This is a genomic window from Formosa algae, from assembly GCF_001439665.1.
GTDB lineage: Bacteria > Bacteroidota > Bacteroidia > Flavobacteriales > Flavobacteriaceae > Formosa > Formosa algae.
The window spans coordinates 1-21,561 of record NZ_LMAK01000081.1 but is presented as its reverse complement, the minus strand read 5'-3'; the positions used below and the strand labels follow the sequence as shown (position 1 = coordinate 21,561).

At 30.9% G+C, this 21,561-nt stretch carries 25 protein-coding genes and 1 pseudogene; 4 read left to right on the top strand and 22 right to left on the bottom strand.

All coding sequences use genetic code 11. From position 1 onward, the window contains the following. Positions 1-25: 25 nt before the first annotated feature. From AST99_RS18010 to AST99_RS17910, 21 genes are all read right to left on the bottom strand, one after another. Entirely contained in the window at positions 26-877 is an 852-nt protein-coding gene (locus AST99_RS18010; protein ID WP_069727880.1) for an IS3 family transposase, read from the bottom strand. After that, positions 877-1,248, bottom strand: coding sequence for a transposase (locus tag AST99_RS18005; RefSeq protein WP_057784191.1), 372 nt, complete (start codon positions 1,246-1,248; stop codon positions 877-879). The genes AST99_RS18010 and AST99_RS18005 overlap by 1 nt, the downstream gene beginning before the upstream one ends. A gap of 186 nt (positions 1,249-1,434) precedes the next feature. Further along, on the bottom strand, positions 1,435-1,920 hold the full coding sequence (locus AST99_RS18000; protein WP_057784189.1) for a nuclear transport factor 2 family protein: 486 nt from the start codon (positions 1,918-1,920) through the stop codon (positions 1,435-1,437). A gap of 180 nt (positions 1,921-2,100) precedes the next feature. Next, entirely contained in the window at positions 2,101-2,799 is a 699-nt protein-coding gene (locus tag AST99_RS17995) for a hypothetical protein (RefSeq protein WP_157486457.1), read from the bottom strand. A gap of 152 nt (positions 2,800-2,951) precedes the next feature. Continuing rightward, complete coding sequence (locus AST99_RS17990; protein ID WP_057784186.1) at positions 2,952-4,370, bottom strand: hypothetical protein; 1,419 nt, start codon at positions 4,368-4,370, stop codon at positions 2,952-2,954. After that, positions 4,324-4,581: a hypothetical protein gene (locus AST99_RS17985; protein WP_057784184.1), complete on the bottom strand. Its 258-nt coding sequence runs from the start codon at positions 4,579-4,581 to the stop codon at positions 4,324-4,326. Before AST99_RS17985 ends, AST99_RS17990 begins: the two co-directional genes overlap by 47 nt. 292 nt (positions 4,582-4,873) lie before the next feature. Further along, positions 4,874-5,134, bottom strand: a complete 261-nt coding sequence (locus tag AST99_RS19020) for a DUF3781 domain-containing protein (protein ID WP_057784182.1) — start codon at positions 5,132-5,134, stop codon at positions 4,874-4,876. Between the two features lie 10 nt (positions 5,135-5,144). Then, a complete protein-coding gene (locus AST99_RS17975; RefSeq protein WP_057784180.1) occupies positions 5,145-5,630 on the bottom strand; it encodes a DUF7000 family protein in 486 nt (161 codons plus the stop codon). 309 nt (positions 5,631-5,939) lie between these two features. Further along, positions 5,940-6,452, bottom strand: coding sequence for a hypothetical protein (locus AST99_RS17970; RefSeq protein ID WP_057784178.1), 513 nt, complete (start codon positions 6,450-6,452; stop codon positions 5,940-5,942). Positions 6,453-6,625: 173 nt separating this feature from the next. Further along, the gene (locus AST99_RS17965) at positions 6,626-7,099 is read right to left on the bottom strand and encodes an SRPBCC family protein (RefSeq protein WP_057784176.1); all 474 of its coding nucleotides are present in this window, start codon (positions 7,097-7,099) and stop codon (positions 6,626-6,628) included. A 196-nt stretch (positions 7,100-7,295) separates the two neighbouring features. After that, positions 7,296-7,985 carry a hypothetical protein gene (locus AST99_RS17960; RefSeq protein WP_057784173.1) on the bottom strand — a complete coding sequence of 230 codons (690 nt, stop codon included), beginning with the start codon at positions 7,983-7,985 and terminating at the stop codon, positions 7,296-7,298. Next, positions 7,978-8,466, bottom strand: a complete 489-nt coding sequence (locus AST99_RS17955) for an FKBP-type peptidyl-prolyl cis-trans isomerase (RefSeq protein ID WP_057784171.1) — start codon at positions 8,464-8,466, stop codon at positions 7,978-7,980. Before AST99_RS17955 ends, AST99_RS17960 begins: the two co-directional genes overlap by 8 nt. A 121-nt stretch (positions 8,467-8,587) precedes the next feature. Further along, complete coding sequence (locus AST99_RS17950) at positions 8,588-9,250, bottom strand: hypothetical protein (protein ID WP_057784169.1); 663 nt, start codon at positions 9,248-9,250, stop codon at positions 8,588-8,590. 99 nt (positions 9,251-9,349) lie between these two features. Then, the gene (locus AST99_RS17945; protein ID WP_057784167.1) at positions 9,350-9,775 is read right to left on the bottom strand and encodes a DUF6933 domain-containing protein; all 426 of its coding nucleotides are present in this window, start codon (positions 9,773-9,775) and stop codon (positions 9,350-9,352) included. Positions 9,776-9,923: 148 nt separating this feature from the next. Next, positions 9,924-10,688 (bottom strand): type I methionyl aminopeptidase, encoded by a 765-nt coding sequence (map, locus tag AST99_RS17940; protein WP_057784165.1) that lies wholly within the window; start codon positions 10,686-10,688, stop codon positions 9,924-9,926. Positions 10,689-10,766: 78 nt separating this feature from the next. Beyond that, complete coding sequence (locus tag AST99_RS17935; protein ID WP_083495732.1) at positions 10,767-11,297, bottom strand: DUF4269 domain-containing protein; 531 nt, start codon at positions 11,295-11,297, stop codon at positions 10,767-10,769. A gap of 160 nt (positions 11,298-11,457) precedes the next feature. Further along, positions 11,458-11,856, bottom strand: a complete 399-nt coding sequence (locus tag AST99_RS17930) for a hypothetical protein (protein WP_083495731.1) — start codon at positions 11,854-11,856, stop codon at positions 11,458-11,460. Positions 11,857-12,048: 192 nt separating this feature from the next. After that, on the bottom strand, positions 12,049-13,263 hold the full coding sequence (locus AST99_RS17925; protein ID WP_057784161.1) for a hypothetical protein: 1,215 nt from the start codon (positions 13,261-13,263) through the stop codon (positions 12,049-12,051). Positions 13,264-13,367: 104 nt separating this feature from the next. Then, a complete protein-coding gene (locus AST99_RS17920; RefSeq protein WP_057784159.1) occupies positions 13,368-14,207 on the bottom strand; it encodes a LytTR family DNA-binding domain-containing protein in 840 nt (279 codons plus the stop codon). A gap of 141 nt (positions 14,208-14,348) precedes the next feature. Further along, positions 14,349-15,302 (bottom strand): calcium/sodium antiporter, encoded by a 954-nt coding sequence (locus tag AST99_RS17915; RefSeq protein ID WP_057784157.1) that lies wholly within the window; start codon positions 15,300-15,302, stop codon positions 14,349-14,351. 204 nt (positions 15,303-15,506) lie between these two features. Beyond that, positions 15,507-16,664 (bottom strand): YCF48-related protein, encoded by a 1,158-nt coding sequence (locus AST99_RS17910; RefSeq protein WP_083495730.1) that lies wholly within the window; start codon positions 16,662-16,664, stop codon positions 15,507-15,509. Positions 16,665-17,213: 549 nt separating this feature from the next. On the opposite strand from AST99_RS17910, the gene AST99_RS17905 reads away from it, so the two are divergent. From AST99_RS17905 to AST99_RS17890, 4 genes and pseudogenes are all read left to right on the top strand, one after another. Then, entirely contained in the window at positions 17,214-17,909 is a 696-nt protein-coding gene (locus AST99_RS17905; protein WP_057784153.1) for a cupin domain-containing protein, read from the top strand. A gap of 102 nt (positions 17,910-18,011) precedes the next feature. Beyond that, positions 18,012-18,475, top strand: a pseudogene (locus tag AST99_RS19015) (hypothetical protein); the annotation flags it as partial. Then, on the top strand, positions 18,467-18,877 hold the full coding sequence (locus AST99_RS17895) for a helix-turn-helix domain-containing protein (protein ID WP_370875289.1): 411 nt from the start codon (positions 18,467-18,469) through the stop codon (positions 18,875-18,877). The pseudogene AST99_RS19015 and the gene AST99_RS17895, both read left to right, overlap by 9 nt. Before the next feature lie 28 nt (positions 18,878-18,905). Then, the gene (locus tag AST99_RS17890; RefSeq protein WP_057784147.1) at positions 18,906-20,042 is read left to right on the top strand and encodes an acyl-CoA dehydrogenase family protein; all 1,137 of its coding nucleotides are present in this window, start codon (positions 18,906-18,908) and stop codon (positions 20,040-20,042) included. 153 nt (positions 20,043-20,195) lie between these two features. Here AST99_RS17890 and AST99_RS17885 read toward each other — a convergent pair whose 3' ends face one another. Beyond that, on the bottom strand, positions 20,196-21,074 hold the full coding sequence (locus tag AST99_RS17885; RefSeq protein ID WP_057784146.1) for a carboxypeptidase-like regulatory domain-containing protein: 879 nt from the start codon (positions 21,072-21,074) through the stop codon (positions 20,196-20,198). Positions 21,075-21,561 lie beyond the last annotated feature (487 nt).

Sequence of the window (21,561 nt, the reverse complement as noted above, 5' to 3'; positions counted from 1 at the left end):
ATATGGCTACAGGTTAAAATTGAATTTACGCTGATAATTGATATACCATATTTGGTGTTCTATAGTCTAAAGATAAATGTAATCTTATTTCGTTGTATAAATTAATTGCATTTTTTGTAGCCCTCTTCGCATGTGCTACATTGGTAAAGGTTTGATCCAGATAAAACTCATCTTTTAGGATGCCATTTACGCGTTCGGCCATTGCATTTTCGTAACAATGGTTTTCTTCAGTCATGCTAATATCTATCTGTTTTCTTTTAAGTATTTGCGTGTATACATTGCTACAATATTGTATGCCTCTATCTGAGTGATGTATGAGTCCTGTAACATGTTTAGCGTTATAAATGGCCTTATTAAGGGCTCTAACACATCCTTTTAATTCTAAACTATCACTTAAGTCGTAACCCACTATTTTCCTTGAATACATATCTGTAATCAGTGCTAGATAACAAAAGCCTTTTACGGTTCTTATATACGTGATATCCGATACCCAAACTTGATTAGCTCTTGTTACTTCTAGATCTTTTATAATATTATTATACTTATAAAACCGATGATGAGAGTTGGTCGTTCTGGAACTATATTTCTTTCTTAAAGTGAGCATATTATGAGATCTTAAAACACTGAATAGCATGTCTCTCCCCACTTTGAGGTTCACTTTTCTAAAATCACTGTCTAATGATTTAAGTAGTTTACGAACACCTTCTCTAGGAAGGGATTTGCGTCTTTTTCTAACTATATTTATAATTTGTTGTTCTGGTTTTAAACGCTTATCAGCTCTGCATTTAAACTTATAATAGGCATCTCGTTTTAGTCCAAAACAACTGGTAATAGTCGATAAAGAAACAAATCCCTTAGCTTTATCTTTTGCTTTTATTAAGGCTTGGTATTGAGTTTTTTTTTGAGCTGTTGGACATTTTTGTATCCTAATTTCTCTGCTGCTACTTCTAGGTAAGATTCATCTACCATTGCATCGAGATCCTTTTTAAGGAGTAGTTTTTTTAGTTGTTCTACTTCTTTTTGTAGCGCTTTAATTCTAGTAATTTCGTCTTTTGTTTCCACTTTTACTCTGGTGTTCATTAAGTCTTTACGTTCATACTTTTTAATCCACTCGTTAACGGTTGTAGGAGCGATGGAGTAGAGCTTACACAATTCACTCTTAGTGTATTTTCCTGTTGTGAGTTCGGCTAAAATTTTCAATTTAAAAGGCTCACTGTACCTTCTAATTACTTTGTCATTTCTATACATAATGTTTAAAATTATGTAGCCTTCATTCAGGACGGGTCATTATGGTTGCTAACGTTTATGTATAAGGAAAGTTGCGTGTTTCAAGCAACTAAGTTAGTAAATAATTACCGCAAAGAAAGTCTGTAAGGACTTTAGTAAGTAGGCAAGAAGCCAGCAATAAATTATTCACGGTGTTGGCAATAATATTTAATTTTTCGTTTTTTCAATTGAACTTGCGTGGTCTTTAATGATATACCAATTATTATTTATTTTTTCTAATGTATAACTAACAATTAGTCTATTAAAATAAGGTTTTCCATTTCTTTCAGGCTCTTTGTATAAAAATTCTGTTGTAGCGACACCAATTTTATTACCAATATCAGTGCTTAATATTTTTGTGTCAACAGTCCAATTAGGTACTTTAAACCAGTCTTGATGAAATTTCATAAATCCATCAACAGAATATAAAATTTCAGAACTTGGTTGAATTAATTCCATATTCCCATTTGGGGACATTGTAGATTTTAATGCATTTGAGTCTTTAGCAGTTACTGCGTTTAAATGTTTTAAAATTGCAGATTTAAATAATTCTTCATTTTGTTCCTTTGAAGTTTCCTTTTCTTTATTACAAGAACTAAATCCAATTATTAGTAGACTGACTAATATCAATTTATAATTTATATATTTTTTCATTTCAATAATTTTTCAAGTTAGAATATGGTTTTATATTATTGCCAACGTTTATGTAAAAGGATAGTTGCGGGTTTGTATGCGAGGATTTTCCGAAGGAAAATCAGATGCAGGCAAACACGAAATTGCCTTTGATTAAGCACTAAACCGCAATTATTTTTATACGGTGTTACCAGCTGGTTTTTATTCAATTTTTCTATAATATGTTTTTTCTTGTCCTAAAAATCCAAATTCTGGTTCAAAAGTCAGAGGATATAATTTTCTCCCTTTAAGAACAAAAGTCTTTGTCATCCAATCCAATATTGCAATGTCTCCAGTCTCTTCACTTTCTGAAGCAAAAATCTCAATATAATTTTTATCCGTTTTTGGTCTGAAAATAGAGTCAGTCAGCTTTAAAAAATCATCTCCAATTTCCATTTTTAAAATATCCTTAATTTCAATTTTTTCAATTTTAGCTCTTGTAATAGTTAGAACTCCGTTTTCGTTAGTCTTAAAGAATTCTCCATTATTAATAGACACATACCAATCCCAATTTTCTATGTCAGTTTTTCCTTTTTCAGCCAATCGTTGAAATATTATCTCAATTTTTGTCGAATCAGAATTTTTGTATTCTTTCTCGATGATTTTAGACTTTGCAGCATACAATACTTTGTCGGGATTTAGTTTTAATGTATCTCCAATTTTTTTATATGTTCCTGTTAGTGTTCCACTACCTAAAATGTCTTGGTGATATTGATATTCAAAAGTTCCATTTTCATTGAATTTATACACAAAACAATTAGGTCCGAATTCACAAATATTGTGCTTGAACTTTCCGTCAATTTGAGCGATTGAACTCAATGATATTAATAATGTCAATATTTGTAGTACTGCTTTTTTCAACTTGCTGGTAACGTGATTGTGTATGGTTAGTTGCGTGGTTAAGCAACTAATTTAGTAAACAAATACGAACTCGAGAAAATTCCGAAGGAATTTTCCAAATAAGCACTTGCCAAAGCAATTAATTATACACGGTGTTATATTGCGTTTTTTATTCAAATTTTCTTTCCGAATTTCCTAAATGCACTCACGAATTGATAATAACACCAACCGATTAAAATTCTTGAGCAAAAAGAAATGAAATAGTTCATTCCTGATAATTCTTGTCCTAAATTATTTTCTATTAACTGACTTAATCGATGCGTTGGATTTGCTAGTGCATATAAATTTTTCCATTCATTTAGAACAAAACTTGTCGTTTCGCAAACACTTATCCAAAATGAATTAAAACCATTCCAGCCGAATGAATATGGTGCTTTTGGTAATGCTAATGTGTAAGTTAAATACAAACTAAATAGAATAACCAAAAAACAAATAAATGAATGTGTAATTGAGGTTCCGTGTTTGTTGGAAATGTTGTTTAAGAATAATATGAATTTATCTTGATTCGTCAGCTTTTTACTTTGTCGAATTGCTTCGTACATTTTACGGTGCATTTGTAAAGCTTGAATCTGGTCAGATTGGTTTGTTAAGGCTATTTTTAATTGCTTATAATTTTCATATTGATTGTTAAAATATTCAGATTCTTTTTTTAATGGGTAATGAATATTTTCCAAAGCTTCAATAGAATTTGGAAACTCTGTGGCAGAAAATTTAGTGTTTTCTAATGTAGTTCTGTAAAAACTAACTATGTTAAAGCTATTCAATCGAACTTTGTTAAACCAAGTATTTGATAAATCGGAATTTTTAATTTCTAGCTTACTATTTGCTTTTTTAGCTTGAAAATCATAAAGTAAAAGTTTTCCACTACTAAATTTATCGATAAATAAACGATTACAAGATGTGTGTTTAATATCTATAATAGAATTTGAATCTCCGTTAAGTGAAAGACTATTTAATATACAATTAGAAATTTTAACGCTTTTGGTAATTTCTGATTCTAGCCTAATTGAAACGGAAATATCGAGTTCTTCGAGTTCACTTTCTTTTAAGTAATATTTGGCTTCTTTTAACGATTTGTCTTCGTTTTTTAATCGTTTAATTCCACTTTCAGATGATTTTTTAAACTCAACAGAAACCTCTTGTGGATTTGATATATGAAAACTAGTTTTATATGAGAAAATCTTATTTAATGAATCTCTCTCTTTTATTTGCTTATTAACTCTTCGTAAATTAAAGTCTTCTATAAAAAGATTATCATCAGCATAATAAATGAATAGTTTGGATTTTGGATTGTTATTAATAAATACAGTACCAAAACAATTTCGAATTGTTATAATTGTAAGTGATGAGTTAGTAATTAATAGCCTTTCTAGAATAATACATTTAAAAAAAGAAGCATTAGTAAAATTACATTTATTTAATTCTAAATCGTGAATTAGACAGGTATTGAAATACAAAAAAAGCTTTTGTTTTTGTTTGTCAGATTTAATTTCGTTTTTCTCTTTTATTCTTTTCGATAATACAATCCTCAAACATTATATCCAGTTCAGATATTTTAGTTTGAGTAAGGTCAATCATAAATACTATTCCTTGCCTAAATATGCATTTCCGAAATACTATTTTTTTCTTTTCAAGTATTACATTTTCTAAATAACTGATATTTAATACAGATGTGAAATCAACATTAGAAATTGTTTCTTCGTTTCCATTTAGATTTATAATTCCTCTATCAGATTTTGTCATTTAGTTCGGATGTGCGTTTAAATGCAATATAACTCCTTTTATGCAAAATAAACATGTGTTTATCCCGTAATGACTATTTGTTAGTGTTATAATTTTAAAAGTAAGATAATTTATTGTAATTCAAATGCTCGAAAACTGTACTTTAATGGTATAGAGTAGGAGATATGCAGTGTTTAGTGTTGCCAACGCAAAATCTGGGTTAATTTATGATGATTCTCACAAAAGTATTGTAGTAAAAAATTAATGTAATTTTACTTGTTTTTTATCACAGGACTTTGTTGTGCTTAGGCTTTTATTTTACCAATTTATCTACAGTTATAACTCTAAATGTATTAGAGTTTATTGTAATTCTTACGTTATCCTCACTATTTGTAACGTAATAATTTTTTCCAATCTTTTTATAGAATTTTTTGTCAGTCTTTTTCAATACTTTGTCGATGAACAATTCAACTTGTGCGTTTGGAAAGTTAGTTGATAGTTTTTTATTTATCCTTCCGTAAACAAGGTCTGTATAACAAAGATTTTTTATGATTTCTTGCTTCTTATCATCCATTTTTAGATTTCTATAATGTTTTTAGATAATCTAATATTTCATTTGAAACCTTAATCATTTTGGTTTCTATTTGTTCAGCTAATGCGTTCAGGTTATTAAAATCAGGATTTTCAACTAGCGTTGCTTCAAGGATTGAATATTGAGGCATTTCTGTTTTGTACTTATTCCACTTTGTCATTTTCATTATTTCCCAATATTTCTTTTGATTCGATATAGTAGTTCCTAAAAGCCAAACTTCAAACCTCATTTCCAAGTGATTTAAAACAAGTCCAAGTTTTAGTTGTTTACTTTTTAAAAAGTTATTGGAATAATAGAAATACGTATAGTCCATATATCCGTGAAGTATTTTAGCAAATGAGTATTGGTCAGAAAGGTTTTTAATGAAATCTGTTCTTAATTTCATAACAAATTTGACTAATTCATTATACGCTATTAATATATCTCCTTGTTCTAATTGTTCTTTATAAATCGAAACATATTTATTCAAATTCTCCATTTCGTACTCTTATAAATTCTTTATTTCACGGTTTCTTCAGCTTGTTACGTGTTTGTATAAGATTAGTTGCGTGGTTAAGTTCTAAAGTTAGCAAATAAATCACAGATAGAACGTCTGCGAAGACTTTAGTAAGTAGGCGAGTACTAGCCATTAATTTTATTTGGCTTAAGTTAGCATTAAGCTATTAAAACACCCATTTGCCATAGCAAAATCTGGGTTAGTTTATGATGATTCTCATAGAAGTACTTTAGTAAAAAATTAATGTAGTTTTACTTGTTTTTTACCACAGTACTTTGTTGTGCCTAGTTTTTATTTCAGAATATTCAATCCAGCCATTTCAGCAATTTTCAAAATCGGAACTATTTTTTTCTCATCAGTATACCAAATTATATTAGTCCAATCCCATTCTTCGCTGTAAATAGCGGAAAATTCAGGTAAAATAAAATCGTATCTTTTTCCGCTTTGTGACCATAAATTGTCAAAATCGCATTTCCTTAAAACGTCTTTATAACTCATTGGTTTTTTCAAAACCATTCGATAATTTCGTTTATTTTTCCAAAAATAAATATTAGTTGTTTTATATAATTCCTCTGCAACCAACTTAAATTTTTTTCTGCGTGCTTTTAATTCGTCTAAATTTTCGTCAACAAAAATCATTTCACTCGCTTCTTCATTTGTTAGCCAATGGTCAAAAACACTAATAAAAATTTTTTTATATTTTCCGCTTTCAATTAATGAATCTTCTTGTTCAATTACCTTTTTATAATCAGGAAGATTCTGTTTTATTTCCTTTAATTCCGCTTTCGAAATATTAGATATCATAGTTAGTTCGGGTGTTTTTTTTAATTAGGCACAACGGTCTCGTATAACCGTCAGTTACGGGTTAATAAGCGTTAATTTTCGGTTTAGCACTGACGTTAGCAATTCCGAGTGGATTCGGACGTAGTCGAATCCGTCGTAATTGCGGTTATACATTGTTGTACACAGTACTTTTTTCATTTTATCACTTCTTTCCATTTGTCAGATTCCGCAAACTCTTTTACAATTCGGTTTCTTTCAGTTAGTAATTCAGTCATATATTTTTTCAGAAACAGCTTGTCCGCTAACCTTCCTAAAATACCAAAAGGCGATTTGTAATCAAAAAAGTCTGTCATCAAAGTTCCACCATTCGATTCCGCAAAATGATGTTCGTGTTTAAATTCCGCAAACGCTCCTTTAACCATTTCATCCGCAAAGTATTTTGGTCGGTCATATTCCGTTATTTTGGAAGTCAGTTTTTGATAAATTCCAAAGTGTTTTGCTCGCCAAGTTACGCTTTCATTCATTCCGATTAATCCGCTTGTTTTTCCCGCGATTGCTTCTTCATTAGTTTGTTCAGTCGATATTTTATGCAAATCGATACTTCGTGATAAGTCAAACACGATATTTCTATCAGCTTTTATTTCAGTTTGAAGTTCGATTCTCGGCATTTTTGGGGTATTGTGTACAACGGAATTGTATAAGAACAGTAGGGCGGAAAAAACGCACTAACCATTCGGTTGAACACAAGCCGAATTTTTAAATTTTTCTTATTATTTTTTCTTATCAATAAGCCAAATTTAAAAATTTGGCGACCTTGTAAAGGTGACTTTTCCTTTGGGTTTAGCACACATTGCCCTATTGTTTTTATACGTTGTTGCCAGTAGTACTTTTCTCCACTTCTCTATGTGTAAAAACATCGTAACTTTTACCTTCTTTGTCGAATGATAAGATTCTACAAGATTTATCAGCTGGGTTTTTAACTATCGAAATCTCATCAAATGATTCGATTTTTTCAACTATCTCAGAACAAAATTCTCCCATATAAACGTATCCTTTAATATGATTACAGTCCTCAAGTGGAAGTTTGCAAATTGAGCATTTAGATTTTGAAACTACACAACCTCTACTAGCAAAATACATACTTGGAAATAAGATTTTTTCATAGGTATGAAGTCTATACGAATAGCCATTCAAATAGTCTCCATTATAGGGATGGTTACGTATCGCAATTGAAATTTCATTCTGTGCATCAATTAAGCATTGCCAAGCAATTTCTGTATTATCTTCTTTTAGATTTATTAAAAGTAAGAGCTCTTTTTTTATAGCACTTGCGCTAAGCTTTAAACAAAAAAGTAAGTTAGCTTTCTTATTACTTTTTTGCTCTTGTGCTTTTACCAATTGTAATTCTGTTTCCTGAATTAATTTTTCTAAAATCGGAATTTGCTCTCTTTGTATTTCTATAGCTCTTACAAAAATTGCTTTTGACTGTGCAGTAGAAATTATAGAATTGTAATTTTCTAAGAAAGTATCTAACTCAGGAAATGGATTATTCATTTTTTAATGCTTTAATGATTTTCGGTAAATCTTTTAATCCATCAACATTACCTTCATAGTTAATACTCTTGTATTCTTTTTTTGGTTTTGTTTCAACTATAATTTCAAGTTTAACATTTTTAGAACCAAATGTTCCCTTGAAATAATCAGTCACATAATTTGATAGTACGTTTATTCCAATTGTAAGAAGTGTCGAATTTTCCGAAAGCATTGTAAATCCAACAAAAATTAAAGGTGCGTAAAAATCAACAGATTTTCTTTGTCTTAATTTTAAACCACCTTTTTGTAGAACTTGAATTTCTACACCATTTTGATTTAAGTATTTTTTTATTTCAGTTGTAGTTTCTGTAAAAACTAAATCCTCACTTGATTTTGCTGTTTCTATGTTTTCTGGTAAGATATAGAAGTCGCTTTCAGGTGTAAATTTCAGCTCTTTTAATTTTTCGTCAAGGTTAATAAAATCAGTTATATTTTCTTTCATCTGGTTTGTTTCGTATTACTGGCAACTCCTTATAACCAAAATAAACTTTGGTTTATCCTGAAAATGAGTCGTTTTAAAGTTATCTTTTAAAGATAATATAATTTGTTTTATGGTGTAGTTATTAATTTTTATAGTTGTAAGTTTTTGAGCTCCATTTTCCAGAACCTATCGGATTTTCAATAGCAATTATAGTTTTATTGTTTTTTGTGTATAGAAATTGACCTGCGTTTTCATACATGAGACTGGGATAAAAAGAGACTTGTAACTTTCCATTACAAGGGAAACGAACACCGGTTTCGATTTTAGGTTTAGCAGTTGGTTTATTTTGAGATACTTCAACTTTATAAACTTCTTCCTTAATTAAAAAATCTCTTAAATTAAGAATACTTTCTGCTCTCGATGGTTCAGAAACCCATTCTAGAACGGGCGCACTGAATTTGTTATCAAAATATAACCCTAACAAAACATCTTTCTTTTTTCTTAGTGTATTGTCTTGATAATCTGAATATATTTTGTTTAAATATGAACTAGAAAATTGATATCCTCTAAGTCCTTGAGTCCAAACGATTGAATCTTTGATTGTAGAAGTGTCTTCTATTTTAAAGGACAGATATAGCGTTTTATAATGGCAAGGGGAAACATAAACACTGTCAATTACAGCATTTACTGTAGTCCGTTTAGGATAGTTGTGTTCCTGCGCATGTATGTTTTGTAGAGAAAAAAATATGATGAACAACAGTATTAAATAGTAATGAATCCTTGTTTTAATAGGGGTTACAATCATATCTATTCAATTTTTTGTTTGGTGTGTTATTGTATTTTAAATGAAACCTGAAAAATCGTATCCTGTTTCTTACATATGTACTTGGTTCTGTGCCGTATTTTATTCTAGTAATATTGTTTTCATTTCTGTAATAGCGTCTGTGTAATCCGACATTTTTCTTCCTTTACCAATGAGAATAGGACTTGAATTCAGTCGGTTTACTAAATCATTTATAGGCATGTTTTCTAAACTACCAAATTCATTCTTCCACCAGTCTAGAGTTTCCAAATAATGATTTTGAAAGCCTGTTGTGCTTGGGTCGTTATCAGTTGGCAAAACATCAAGTGTGCCAATAATGGAGTCTAGCTTATCAAATTCTATTGTTATTCCGTCATACATTAGTTGTTCAAAAAGAGCATTTTTAAATATGTGTTCAATCTTAATCAAGTCGGATGATTTTATGGCAATCAGAATTACGTTGTATTTAGTCAATCCGTTGGTAATGAGCCAACATTTTTTTTCTGTCGACGTGAAATAGTGTAGCATTCCATTTACCTAAAATGATAGTCGAGATGATTTTCTTTACTAATTTCTCTAACTTTTTAGTTGTATGTATTTTAGTTCGTGTCAAATGATTTGAATTTAAATAGTAGTGAGTTAGTTATTATTTATTGCTATTAGTATGGCTACTTATTTAATTCCAAATTTCATTTGATTCTGTTAAGATGATAGGGTATTTATCTGTTACAAGTATTGTGTGTTCGTGTTGGGTCACATAGCCACCTTTATTTCCGACTAAGGTCCAACCGTCATTTAATTCCATAGCAACAGTTGAGTGCGTTGAAATAAAAGTTTCTATTGCAACAGTTGTGTTTTTCTTAAATCGTTCTCTGTTACTTTTAACTCTATAGTTTAAAATGTTTTCAGGTGCTTCGTGTAAACGTCTACCTACACCGTGACCAGCTAAATTTTTAATGACTTTAAATCCTGATTTTTTTGCTTCAGTTTCGATTAAATATCCAATTTCAGAAATTTTTACTCCGCCTATTATGTTGCTAATAGCTTTCTGTAAAATATTTTTAGAAGCATCTACAAGAGGTTGATGATTATGAATATCTTTTCCAAGGACAAAAGACCCACCATTGTCAGACCAAAACCCGTTCAGTTCTGCAGAAACATCAATATTAATTAAATCTCCTTCTTTCAATATTTTTTTATCTGATGGTATGCCGTGAGCAGCTTCTTTATTTATACTTATACAAGCATAACCAGGAAACCCATAAGTTTCATAAGGTGCAGATTTTGCTCCATAGCGCTTTAAAATTTCGCTGCCATAAAGATCTAATTCTTTAGTGGACATTCCGACTTTAGCATATTCTCGCATTAATTTTAGTGTAGTTCCAACAACTTCACTAATTTTTTTCATTCCTATTAATTCTGATTCTGATGTTATAGACATTCTATATTTTTTAAGGAGTTATGATAATATTTAAATAAGTCTAAAATTTAGTAATTATTTTATATATCGTTGCATAACCTATTTATGTTCTAGTTTTAATAATTCAGTATATGGATTACCATTCAATCTTAATAATTTAGCAAAAGCAGGTTCTGTTTTTATGCCATTTGCTTTTAATTCTATGACTTGTTGTTTGAATTTAGACCCTTTATCTTTTAAAATTCGATCTTCAATAATCATGTGGCGATATGCGTTTTGTTTTTCGGTTGGAATATTTTGTCCGAAAATTTCAAATAAAAAATGGTCTGTTTTAAATTGGGCAATAGTTGAATCTATTCCATTTAGCTGTGTTGAATAGACTTTAAAATCCCTTGTATTAGAAAAAACATCTGATAAATAGGCGCTAAATTCAGAGTGATTTTCACATTCACAAATAATATCTAAATCACTATCTGGTATATCAATTCCGATTGGAATAGTTCCAGTTAGAATGGGGTTGTATTTTTTAAGAGTCTCTAATATGTTATATGTTTTAATTTCAGAATACGCAAGTTGTTGTCTTTCGTTTCCGGTTTTTAAATATTCTATATTTCTAAAATTTTTAATCAAATTTAATTTTTATAAATGCCTTTGAACAGGTTTGTATAGGTTGTTCGATTGGATAAACGGTTAATTAAGTTAACAAATTACAGATAAATTCTAGCCGAATATTAGTAAGTAGCGAGAAACCGAGCAATTCATTCATACGTTTTGTAAAGCGTTTTTATCTTTAATTGTGATTCAGTTTTGCAGACTCTTCTAATTCATCATCTATGTCTACATCCCAATTAAGATTTTGAACTTGCCATTTGTCATTTGGTTTATATAAAACAAAGGTAAAGCGTACAGGTTGTCGGTCATATTTAAGCATGAAACTTATTAATTTTAAATTATTTCCAACACTTTTTTCTGTGATGACTTCATAGCCATAATAATCGCCAATCAATGGCAGTATATCTTTAAATTTTGTTTTTAAACTTTCTATGCCGTCTATATTTCTCTCCATCCATGTATTAGTCGAAAAAGCGTAATCCATTGCTTTCATAGGTTCGGTTTCGAATATTCTTAAAAATTCAGTTGTAATTTCTTTTTCTGAAGATTGTGCTTTCAATTGCGTTATAAATATCATTGAAATTAGTAATAAGATGATTCTTTTTCTCATGGTTTTCTATATATGTCTTATCCTGAAATAGGAGTGACGTTAAAATTTAATTCAGATGTATAACTAATAGTATAGAGTTGATGTTTTAGAATCTAAAGATAAATGTAATCTGATTTCATTGTATTTATTAAATGCATTTTTTGTGTCGTTTTTTTAGTGTTATTTTTCATCAGGTTGAATCCAATCTGCATTGCGAACAAAAAACAAGTATTGCGCATAGTCTGTTGTAGAAGTGCCATCTAAAATGTCGTAAGCATCCCAAATCGTGATTAGTTTTTTAACTTTAGTACCTCTGGACGACGTTAAGTAAGGAGAACCTGCTGCATCTAATTTAAGTAAGCTAATCGAATTTGGTTCTGTCACTTTTTTATAATCGGCTATACCTTGTATGTACATAAATAATCTGTTGTCTTGCGAATATTTAAACCTGGTAAACGCCTGCCCTTTATCTTGCATAAACTTTGGTAACGCTCTGCTGTCAACAGTTAATCTAGAGTCTACATATAAGGTGTTTAAACTAACCATTTTAGTAGCATAAGGCATTTTTGTATCTTTTTTAATGCGTCCAGCAAAAGTGTAATTATAGGCCTGTAACGTATGTGAAAAACCTAATCCACCATAAATATATGTGTTCTCCCAATCACGTTGTGCATAGAGTCTTTTAAAATTTTGATACATAAAGGCGTCTCTACTTTTGGTTTGCTTGTAATTATTTAAATTGTAGGCTATGTTTTTTAATAAATAGATGGTAGCATGGTCTAAGTGCGATTTTTCCTGATCCAGAATGGTATTCAGTTTATTTTCAGACCATGATATTAAGGCATCATCCTCACTATCAATAGCTTTATGATAGGTCTCAGGAAGCTTTTCCTTTAATAGTTTTCTAATCGATTCAAAGTCTGCAATTCTATCAATACCAACAAGGTTAAATTTTCTGTCTTCGGGAAGTTGGGCATAATAGGCTCGCATTTTTTTCCATTTGGTTCTATGTTGTTCTGAAATTCGACCTATGTAAACTGGCCAATTTTCTAATATGTCTTTCAATGCCATTTCATTAGACCCTTTAATATATTGTTGAAGATAATAGCCTTGAGCGATATCCATTTCAGCTAAATAGGTATCGATCTGTATGGTGTTGTGAAGTTGCGAAAATAAAGCGAAATCAATTCTAGGCGATGTTTCAACCTCGTGTACTTCGCCAACTAAAAAGAGGTTGTTTTTGTAAAAACGGTCATCAAGGGAATTAAACTGAAGTGAATCTGTCATTTTAACAACTTCTGTATGGTCTTCTAAATAGTTGACATATTTGCTAGAAGAGCAACTTACTAAAAGTAGTACTGAGATGGCTAAAATAAAAAGAGTACGAGTTTTCATTTGTATATGTTTTTAAGTTCTCAACAAATAGAACACATAAAAACAAATGAAAAAAAAGAGTGTGATTAACTTGAGGGTTTTGGGGTAAAATTGAAGTACATGGGCTAATTCTGAAGCTCTTGGGACGAATTTGAAAGCCTATTATTTAGGGCTTTATAGTACAATTGAGAAATTGGAATAGTCTCTTCTGTTGCCGTAATTCTTATAAAACGTTTTCTCGCATTGCCTTCTACAGTTTTAAGATAATCGAGATTTACCAAGTAGGAGCGATGCACTTGCCAAGCTTTAGGGAGTTGTTTCATAACATTAGAAAGTGTGCTACGCAATGTTTTTTGTTGCATGCCATGTTCTGTATTATAATATACATCTACATAATTCTGTTGGGCTTTCGCAAATATAAAATCCGATTCAAAAATGGTTAAGCTCTCAGATTTATTGTTTCCAATAATAGTGATCTGTTTAACGTGTTTCGTATTTGCTTTATCATACGAAGGAACTTCTATTTGCCCATATTTTGATCGTAAATAGAGCCATAAAGGCACTACAATAGGTGTAAATGGCAATCCGAAGGATGTTATAAAATTCCATATTAATTCGGACGTAAAGGAAGACAAACCACTAACCACGAAGAAGTGATAAAAAAATGAAAAAACAAATATGATAAAAAGTGTGCTTATAATATAAATACACTCGTTTAGTATAAACCAACGGTTGGTTTGAACTTTATAAACGTAATTTTCAATCGGGTGAATACTTACTATTGGTATGATGATACAAAATGCATAACCAGAAAGAATTAAATATTTATAAGCGAAGCTATTACTACTATCAAAAGGCTCTAAAGTCATTAACAAAACTGGAACTACTGCACCTAATAACAAGGCGATTAAAAATGTATGTTTCCAATTTTTGGTGTATGCTATTGTTTTATTCAGTGAAATCATTATCTTTTTTACAAGAGTTTTGTGCTTAAAAATACAATTTAAGTAATTTCAATTTAATTGAAGTGGTAATTATGTTTAACGCGTTTTTTTCGTTCGTCATATGCTGTAATTGAGAGTAACAGAAGATGATTTATACTGTTTTTACATTTCTTTTGATACCAAATACGACGTATAAATTAAATAAAAACTTAGTAGGAGTAATGATTCCCATCTATCAAGTTTTTTTCTTTTTCCAGTAAACATGGCAATTATCAGAAAAACAGTTCCGCCCATTAATATGAATAAATCTGGGTTGAATTTCGGACTGTATTCAATTGGATTTAAAAACGCACTGATAGAAAGTATTAACAGCACATTAAAAATATTTGAACCAATTACATTTCCAATCGCGATATCGCTATTCTTTTTTAAGGCTGCCACTACCGATGTTACTAATTCAGGAAGAGAAGTTCCAGCTGCGATTATGGTTAAACCTATTATTTTTTGGCTAACGCCTAATTCAGTCGCCATATTAATACTATGATCAACCACTAATTTTCCTCCTATAATAAGTCCAGCAATACCCATTATAATTAAGCCCCAAATTTTATAATTAGATTTTTCGTTATAGAATATTACTTCAGCATTATCTTGTTTTAGTTGAGAAAACACATAATAAATAAAGTAAATAAATCCCATCAATAATAGCAGACCATCCCATCTTGAAATTTCAGGGTTTTGAGTGGTTAAAAAATCATTGGCCAGTACAAATAATAATAGTGCAACTATTAGGGAAATAGGAATTTCTCGCCAAGCTGTTGATGATTGAACCGTTATAGGATAAATTAAGCCTGCTATTCCGAGTATAATAAACAAGTTGAAATTATTACTTCCGATAATATTTCCAAATACAATATCAGAAAGTCCGTTAAATGATGCAACGGAATTCACAACCAATTCAGGTGCAGAAGTTCCAAATGCTACAATGGTCAATCCAATTACTAAATCGGAAACATTATTTTTTTTTGCTAGGGAAGACGCTCCGTCCACAAGCCAATTCGCTCCAAAAATTAAGCTGGTAAAACCTAAAATTATCAATAGGGAAGCTAGTATCATATATGGTCTTGATAGTTATTAAATACTCCACATAGTTGTATGTGATATGTTGGGTATTTATGTCTCTAATTTAGCAATTATAAACGGAATAAATGCGAGTGCAGTAAACTGAAGACACAAAATATTTAAGTCCAAAAGTTTCCGGATTTATACGTACGCAGACACAAGTAATACCCTGTGTATAATTACAGTATAATCTATTAATTATTTAAGGTGCGTTTTATACAAGTTATTTCTATCTAACATGTAAATATGGTCATTTACGACGTCCAGGTTATAAGAATCAGCTTTAAAGACTACAGAACTATCTTGTTTAGTTAAAAAAGGCGTTATGTGTTCCCCGTTCATATCCACTTTAAAAACAAAAGATTTAGCTTCTCCTGCGGGTATAAAAGCGGTTGTTACATAGGCTGTATTTTCATAAATACATATATCTGAAATCTCTCCATATGGCATATGTAAGCTTTTCCACGACTGTCCTGCATCATTGGTGTGCATAAATAATCCATTTAAGCCTCCTATAAAACCGGTGTTAGCATTAAAAAAACCAATAGAAGATAAGGTTTTATTGTCTCCCGAATAGAGTAATTGCCAAGTAAGACCGCCATTTACACTTTTATAGCATTTTCCAGATAAAGTTGTAATTAGTATGTCGTCTGCAGACAATTGTACTATATCTGTAATGCCTTTATCCTCTTTTAATAATGTATCATTTTCAATCATTTCCCAAGTCGCACCTCCATCAAGAGTTTTTAAGATAATGGGCTTGTTTTTACGTTCTCCAACAATAAAACCTGTTTTTTCGTTATAAAAACGAACCTTATAATATTTTAATGACTGATATCTGCTATTATCATCTTTAAAAAAATACTTCGTATCCAGAACACTCCAATTTTTACCAAAGTCTTCACTCTTAAAAATATGTTGATTTGCACCAACAATAAAAATAGTGTCTCCAGAAAAATCAACAGATTGAAATGCATTAGAAAATCTAGAGAATCTAATTTCTCTCCAGTTTGTGCCTCCATTTTCAGTCAGTCTAACTCTTAATCCTGTACCGCCAACAAGTACGCCAAAATTTTCATTTTTAAATTTTAGCCCTTGATAAAAATGAAATCCTGTTTCGTCTAAATGGTTTAGTATAGAAACGTCGTTATTGGTAGATGTATTGGTAAAAACATAAGGTTGCTGCCCCATAACAGAGGAGGTATGGTACTCTATTTCTGAAGCCTCATTTAATGGGATAAAAGCATTAACGGGTACTTTAACTTCGGGTATAAGTTCTTTTTTATTTGAACCATTATTACACGAATAAAAAAGAAGAGTTACCAGTAGCAACATGCTAAATTCTCTAATTTTCATAAATTGAACGATTATTTTTATTTAAGGTTGTGTTTCGTTTTTTATGCAATCAACTTTAAAATGTATACGTTTCAATCCGTTCTTTTATTTCTTTCTGTAATCCGATGTCTTTAGCAACATAGATTGTGCCTGTTACTGTTCCGCTTGTATGATACTTTGTCTTTAATGATATGCTAAGGAAAAACAATAGGCAAGTTTTAAATAAAATACGACGGTTAAGTCTATGAAACGCTGTACGTTTTGTGAAGCAAATTTAACGAATAAATTACAGATAAAGGTCCCTGAGGGCTCTTGTAAGTAGGGTAGAAGTAGCAATTAATTTTATACGTTGTTTGCCGATAGCTTTTGTTTTTAAACCTGAATAGTGTGTAGTTTTATTTAGTCGTAATGGTATTTAGCAAGTTATTAAATAAATATTATCATGTCAAAATTATTATTTTGACATGTTCAGTCAATTTATTGAAAGCCCTAGTCAGTTAAAGTATTTATATTTTATCTAGTTTTGATTCATACTCTTGTAAGTTATTAATAATCATAAATATTTCAACCATGCTTAAAACCAAAAAGAACATTAAAGTAATTAAATTAGCAGCCATAACTACGTTATTCATCATCGTTCAAGGCTGTGGAGAAATTGTGAATAAATCTGATAAAAAAGAAGACTCAGTAACCGCACTTTCTCTTAACGAAAACGAGGCATCTCATATTCACGATAATTCCACGCATTCACACACTAGTAAAAGAATAGTAAAACCAGAAGACGCGCAACAATTGTGGATATTCCCAGAGCGCAAAGACAAGCTTGGGTCTGGAGGGTTACTTCAAATTTATATGGATCCTGACAGTCACCCTGAAGCCTCTTCGGGTTTTTCAAAATATGAGTTAGGTGTAGGTGGAGCCTTACCAGAGCACAAGCATAATAAAACGGAAGAGATCGCTTATTTTCTTTCAGGAACAGGTATCGTAATTAGTTATGAGAACGATAAACGAAAAGAAACAATTGTTAAAGAAGGCTATGTATGGTATACGGCACCAGGAGAATGGCACTCCTTTCAAAATATTGGTAAAGAACCATTAAGACTAGTTTTTGCTACGGTTCCAAATGCCAAACATGGTTTGTTAGATTTTTTTAAAAATGTTGGAGTAGAGCCAGGAACTGAACCGTCTAATAGCTTAAGTGCAGAGGAATTCGCCAAATTGGCATCTGACAACGACTTGATTTTAAAACCTGCTAAAATCGATTAGAATGTTATATCTATCTAGTTTAAAAACAGTTAAAGATGCTTCTTATGAGTTGATTTCTTCAGAAAAAGTGTATTTTACAAAATAAAAAATTGACTTAAATTAATGGGTAACGGTTACGACATAGCAAAAAACACGCCTACATTCAAGAAAATTGAAGTGTCGTCACTTATGTTTTCGGAGTATAGATGTACAGAGGAAAAATCTATATTCACTACTTGGAACCATCTAAATTATTTTATTTATGTTCTAGAGGGTAAAAAGAAATGGCGAACGCTAGAGCATAGCTATATGGTTCATGCCAATGAGGTGCTTTTTGTTAAAAAGGGAGCAAATATTATTGAGAAGTATTTTGACTCAGATTTTTGCGCAATAGTCATCTTTATTCCCGATTCTATGTTAAGGATTTTATGTCACAAAAACCTGAAATAGGCGCCAATCAAAAAGGTGGTCTCCAAAGTGATAGTGCAATTCCTTTGCAAATGGATAGAACGTTAACTACTTATTTCACTTCAATGTTAGATTATTTTTTTAATCAAGAAAAGCCTTCAAAATATTTAATGGAAATTAAATTTCAGGAGTTGTTGGTCAATATTTTATCATTGCCTTATAACCCTGACATAGGGAGTTATTTTAAACAAATTGCTCAAGAAGTTAAACCATCGGTTAAAAATATAATGGAGTCCAATTTTGTTTATAATTTATCACTAGAAGAATTTGCAAGACTAACGCACAGAAGCTTAAGTACTTTTAATCGCGACTTTTATAGTGCTTATGAAACATCACCAGGAAAATGGCTTACTAAAAAAAGACTTCTTCATGCGAAACGATTATTAGAGAATACCAATCAAAAAGTATACGAAGTGGCCTTTGATAGTGGTTTTGAAAGTCCTGCCCATTTTGCTAGGGTTTTTAAGAACGAGAATGGAATTACTCCTTTAAAATATCAAAAAGCACAACTGTCTGTTTGAACGATATTATAGAAAAACTTAATTTATTATGAATATTCATGAAAACAAGGTAACTGAAATCCCTTCAATGCACTGGTTAAATTTAATAGACCAGCTAGGTGCCGAGTTGGCTGCAAATGGAATGGCACACGATAAAACAGATACCTTTGTATCCGATAATTATCTGTTATTGAAAAAGCATGGATATTTAACAGCCATGATCCCAAAAGCGTTGGGAGGTGCAGGAGTGTGCTTTAAAGATATGTGCGCTATATTGGTTAAGATAGCGCAGTATTGCTCTTCAACAGCATTGGCATTGTCTATGCATCAACATCTTCTTGCAGCAAATATCTGGAAATATAAACACGAAGGAACAGGCGAAGAATTTTTAAGGAAAGTAGCCGATGAAAACTTAGTGTTGGTTAGTACAGGTGCACGTGACTGGCTAGATTCTAATGGAACCATGACAAGAACTGACAATGGTTATTTGGTTTCAGCCAAAAAACAATTTGCAAGTCAATCTGCAATAGGTGATCTTTTGGTGACCAGCATACCTTTTAATAATCCAGAAGATGGGTGGCAAGTATTACATTTTACAATAGCTATGAAATCTGACGGGATAGAACTATTAGATGATTGGCATACTTTGGGAATGCGTGGAACAGGTTCGCAGACCGTGATGCTAAATAAGGTGTTTGTTCCAGAAGACTCCATTGTTATGAAAAGATTAAAAGGAGAATTTCCTTTGTTTTGGAACGTTGTTTTAACCGTTGCATTACCCTTAATTATGGCACCATATATAGGTATTTCAGAAAAAGCAATGAAGATTACTTTAGAAAAATTAAAAGCAAAAGAAATTAGGCCACTCCATACTTCTTTCTTGCTAGGAGAAATGTACAACAGCCTTACATTGGCCCAAGTGCTTCATAAAGATATGATTGAAATAGCCAATAATTTGGATTTTGAAGCCGACGAAAAAAAAGGCGTTGAAATATTGGCCAGAAAGACTTTGGTTGCTAATGCATGCAAGGAAACGGTTAGTAAAGCCATGGAAACGGTAGGAGGACAAAGTTATTACAGACTATTTGAATTGGAACGACTGTTTAGGGATGTTCAAGCTGTAGGCTTTCACACATTACCTGAAATGATACAACAACATTTTACAGGCGAATTTTTATTGAAATAGCAAATTAATGGTAACATGTTTGTGTATGGCTAGTTGTGTGTTTAAGTAATAAATTTAACAAATAAATCACAGATAGAAAGTCAGCGAGGACTTTCGTAAGTAGGCTTGCACTAGCAATTAATTTTGTACGGTGTTGTAATGCGTTTTTATTTTTTAATAACTTAATTCGATTCCGATTCCTAAACTCAATTCATTAAAGTCGTTAACTTTATAATATTTTAGAAATCCATAAACTCCTTTGTACTGTTTTTTAATTTCAGCGTGATATTCGCTCAAATTTTTATAAATCGTTGTTTTCGCAGATACAGACATTAAAAAGGGTTGTCCAATCCAAGTTCCAAGTCCGAATGTTGGTCCAATGGAATTTATATTTTCGTTTTCCGACGTTTTATTATAGTCAATAGTGCTTAAGCCAACTATCGCACTAAAACGATTAAAATTAAGACTTGTTTCAACTGAATATGCAGTTAATTCTATATTATTATCATACTCCAAGTTTCTCAAAGTGGAATTGATGTCGGCGTTAAAATCACAATTGACAAAAAGATGATGAAAATTCAAATAAGCTTTAAGAAACTTATTTTCTTTTAGGTTGGTTTGGTAGCTAATTCCTGTTTTAAGTGTTGGCCAATTATAATTTGGTGTAAAAGAAAAGTGAAATAGTCCACCAACAGGATTATTAACAAGACCGCTATTTAAATAAAATCCAATATGTCGCTCATCAAACCAGTCAATGTTACAATCTTCTTTTAAAAATATTTCAAGAGTCTTTTCGTCCTTGAGTTTATAGTCCAAAGGAACCATTCCAAGGAATGAAAAACTTATTACATTTAAAGAATCAGGAACTGAAATATTAAAATTTCCATTATAGTCTGTTTGAGTTCCGATTTTTGTTCCTTTAATAATTACATTTACTCCAGGAAGTGGAAGGTTATCGTTTTTTGCTTTTACAATACCACCATACTCTTTTACTTGGCAAAATGTGATTCCAGTTGAAAATAATAATAATAAAAGTAATAGTGCTTTTTTCAAAATTGGTCGGTTTGATTTGAGTTCAATTTAATTCAGATTTTTATTTTGAAAAAGTCTTATTGGGTGAAACGGTATTTTGATTTAGGAAACGTTTCGTCAAATGTGTTACAACGGTTTTGTATATGGCTTGTAGCGTGGTTAAGCAACTAATTTAGTAAATAATTACGGACAAAGAAAATCCGAGAGGATTTTCGTAAGTAAGCAATTTGCCAGCAATAAATTATATATGGTGTTGTAGCAAGTATTTTTATTTCTCCGAGTTTATTTATTTATTTATATTTTGAAATTTAGCCTTTGAATTAAAATTCCACATTTTGCTCAATTTACAATTTTGGTTTTTCAGTGTTTGAATGTTTTTTCAAGTGTTTAATTCCGACAATAATTTTAACTTTTTTTTGATTTTTAGTAAATTTTTAGTCTTTCAAAATGTTGTGAATTTTTACTCTGTATTTTGCCAAATCTATTATCCATTTGGACATTCAATTAT

Excerpts from the sequence above, each read along its gene's own strand:
- AST99_RS17965 (WP_057784176.1), bottom strand. The coding sequence starts at position 7,099 with ATGCCGAGAATCGAACTTCAAACTGAAATAAAAGCTGATAGAAATATC.
- AST99_RS17960 (WP_057784173.1), bottom strand. The coding sequence starts at position 7,985 with ATGAATAATCCATTTCCTGAGTTAGATACTTTCTTAGAAAATTACAAT.
- AST99_RS17945 (WP_057784167.1), bottom strand. The coding sequence starts at position 9,775 with ATGCTACACTATTTCACGTCGACAGAAAAAAAATGTTGGCTCATTACC.
- AST99_RS17915 (WP_057784157.1), bottom strand. The coding sequence starts at position 15,302 with ATGATACTAGCTTCCCTATTGATAATTTTAGGTTTTACCAGCTTAATT.
- AST99_RS17925 (WP_057784161.1), bottom strand. The coding sequence starts at position 13,263 with ATGAAAACTCGTACTCTTTTTATTTTAGCCATCTCAGTACTACTTTTA.
- AST99_RS17910 (WP_083495730.1), bottom strand. The coding sequence starts at position 16,664 with ATGAAAATTAGAGAATTTAGCATGTTGCTACTGGTAACTCTTCTTTTT.
- AST99_RS17890 (WP_057784147.1), top strand. The coding sequence starts at position 18,906 with ATGAATATTCATGAAAACAAGGTAACTGAAATCCCTTCAATGCACTGG.
- map (WP_057784165.1), bottom strand. The coding sequence starts at position 10,688 with ATGTCTATAACATCAGAATCAGAATTAATAGGAATGAAAAAAATTAGT.
- AST99_RS17920 (WP_057784159.1), bottom strand. The coding sequence starts at position 14,207 with ATGATTTCACTGAATAAAACAATAGCATACACCAAAAATTGGAAACAT.
- AST99_RS17955 (WP_057784171.1), bottom strand. The coding sequence starts at position 8,466 with ATGAAAGAAAATATAACTGATTTTATTAACCTTGACGAAAAATTAAAA.
- AST99_RS17895 (WP_370875289.1), top strand. The coding sequence starts at position 18,467 with ATGGAAATTAAATTTCAGGAGTTGTTGGTCAATATTTTATCATTGCCT.
- AST99_RS18000 (WP_057784189.1), bottom strand. The coding sequence starts at position 1,920 with ATGAAAAAATATATAAATTATAAATTGATATTAGTCAGTCTACTAATA.
- AST99_RS18005 (WP_057784191.1), bottom strand. The coding sequence starts at position 1,248 with ATGTATAGAAATGACAAAGTAATTAGAAGGTACAGTGAGCCTTTTAAA.
- AST99_RS17975 (WP_057784180.1), bottom strand. The coding sequence starts at position 5,630 with ATGGAGAATTTGAATAAATATGTTTCGATTTATAAAGAACAATTAGAA.
- AST99_RS17950 (WP_057784169.1), bottom strand. The coding sequence starts at position 9,250 with ATGATTGTAACCCCTATTAAAACAAGGATTCATTACTATTTAATACTG.
- AST99_RS17985 (WP_057784184.1), bottom strand. The coding sequence starts at position 4,581 with ATGACAAAATCTGATAGAGGAATTATAAATCTAAATGGAAACGAAGAA.
- AST99_RS17905 (WP_057784153.1), top strand. The coding sequence starts at position 17,214 with ATGCTTAAAACCAAAAAGAACATTAAAGTAATTAAATTAGCAGCCATA.
- AST99_RS17930 (WP_083495731.1), bottom strand. The coding sequence starts at position 11,856 with ATGATATTTATAACGCAATTGAAAGCACAATCTTCAGAAAAAGAAATT.
- AST99_RS17970 (WP_057784178.1), bottom strand. The coding sequence starts at position 6,452 with ATGATATCTAATATTTCGAAAGCGGAATTAAAGGAAATAAAACAGAAT.
- AST99_RS19020 (WP_057784182.1), bottom strand. The coding sequence starts at position 5,134 with ATGGATGATAAGAAGCAAGAAATCATAAAAAATCTTTGTTATACAGAC.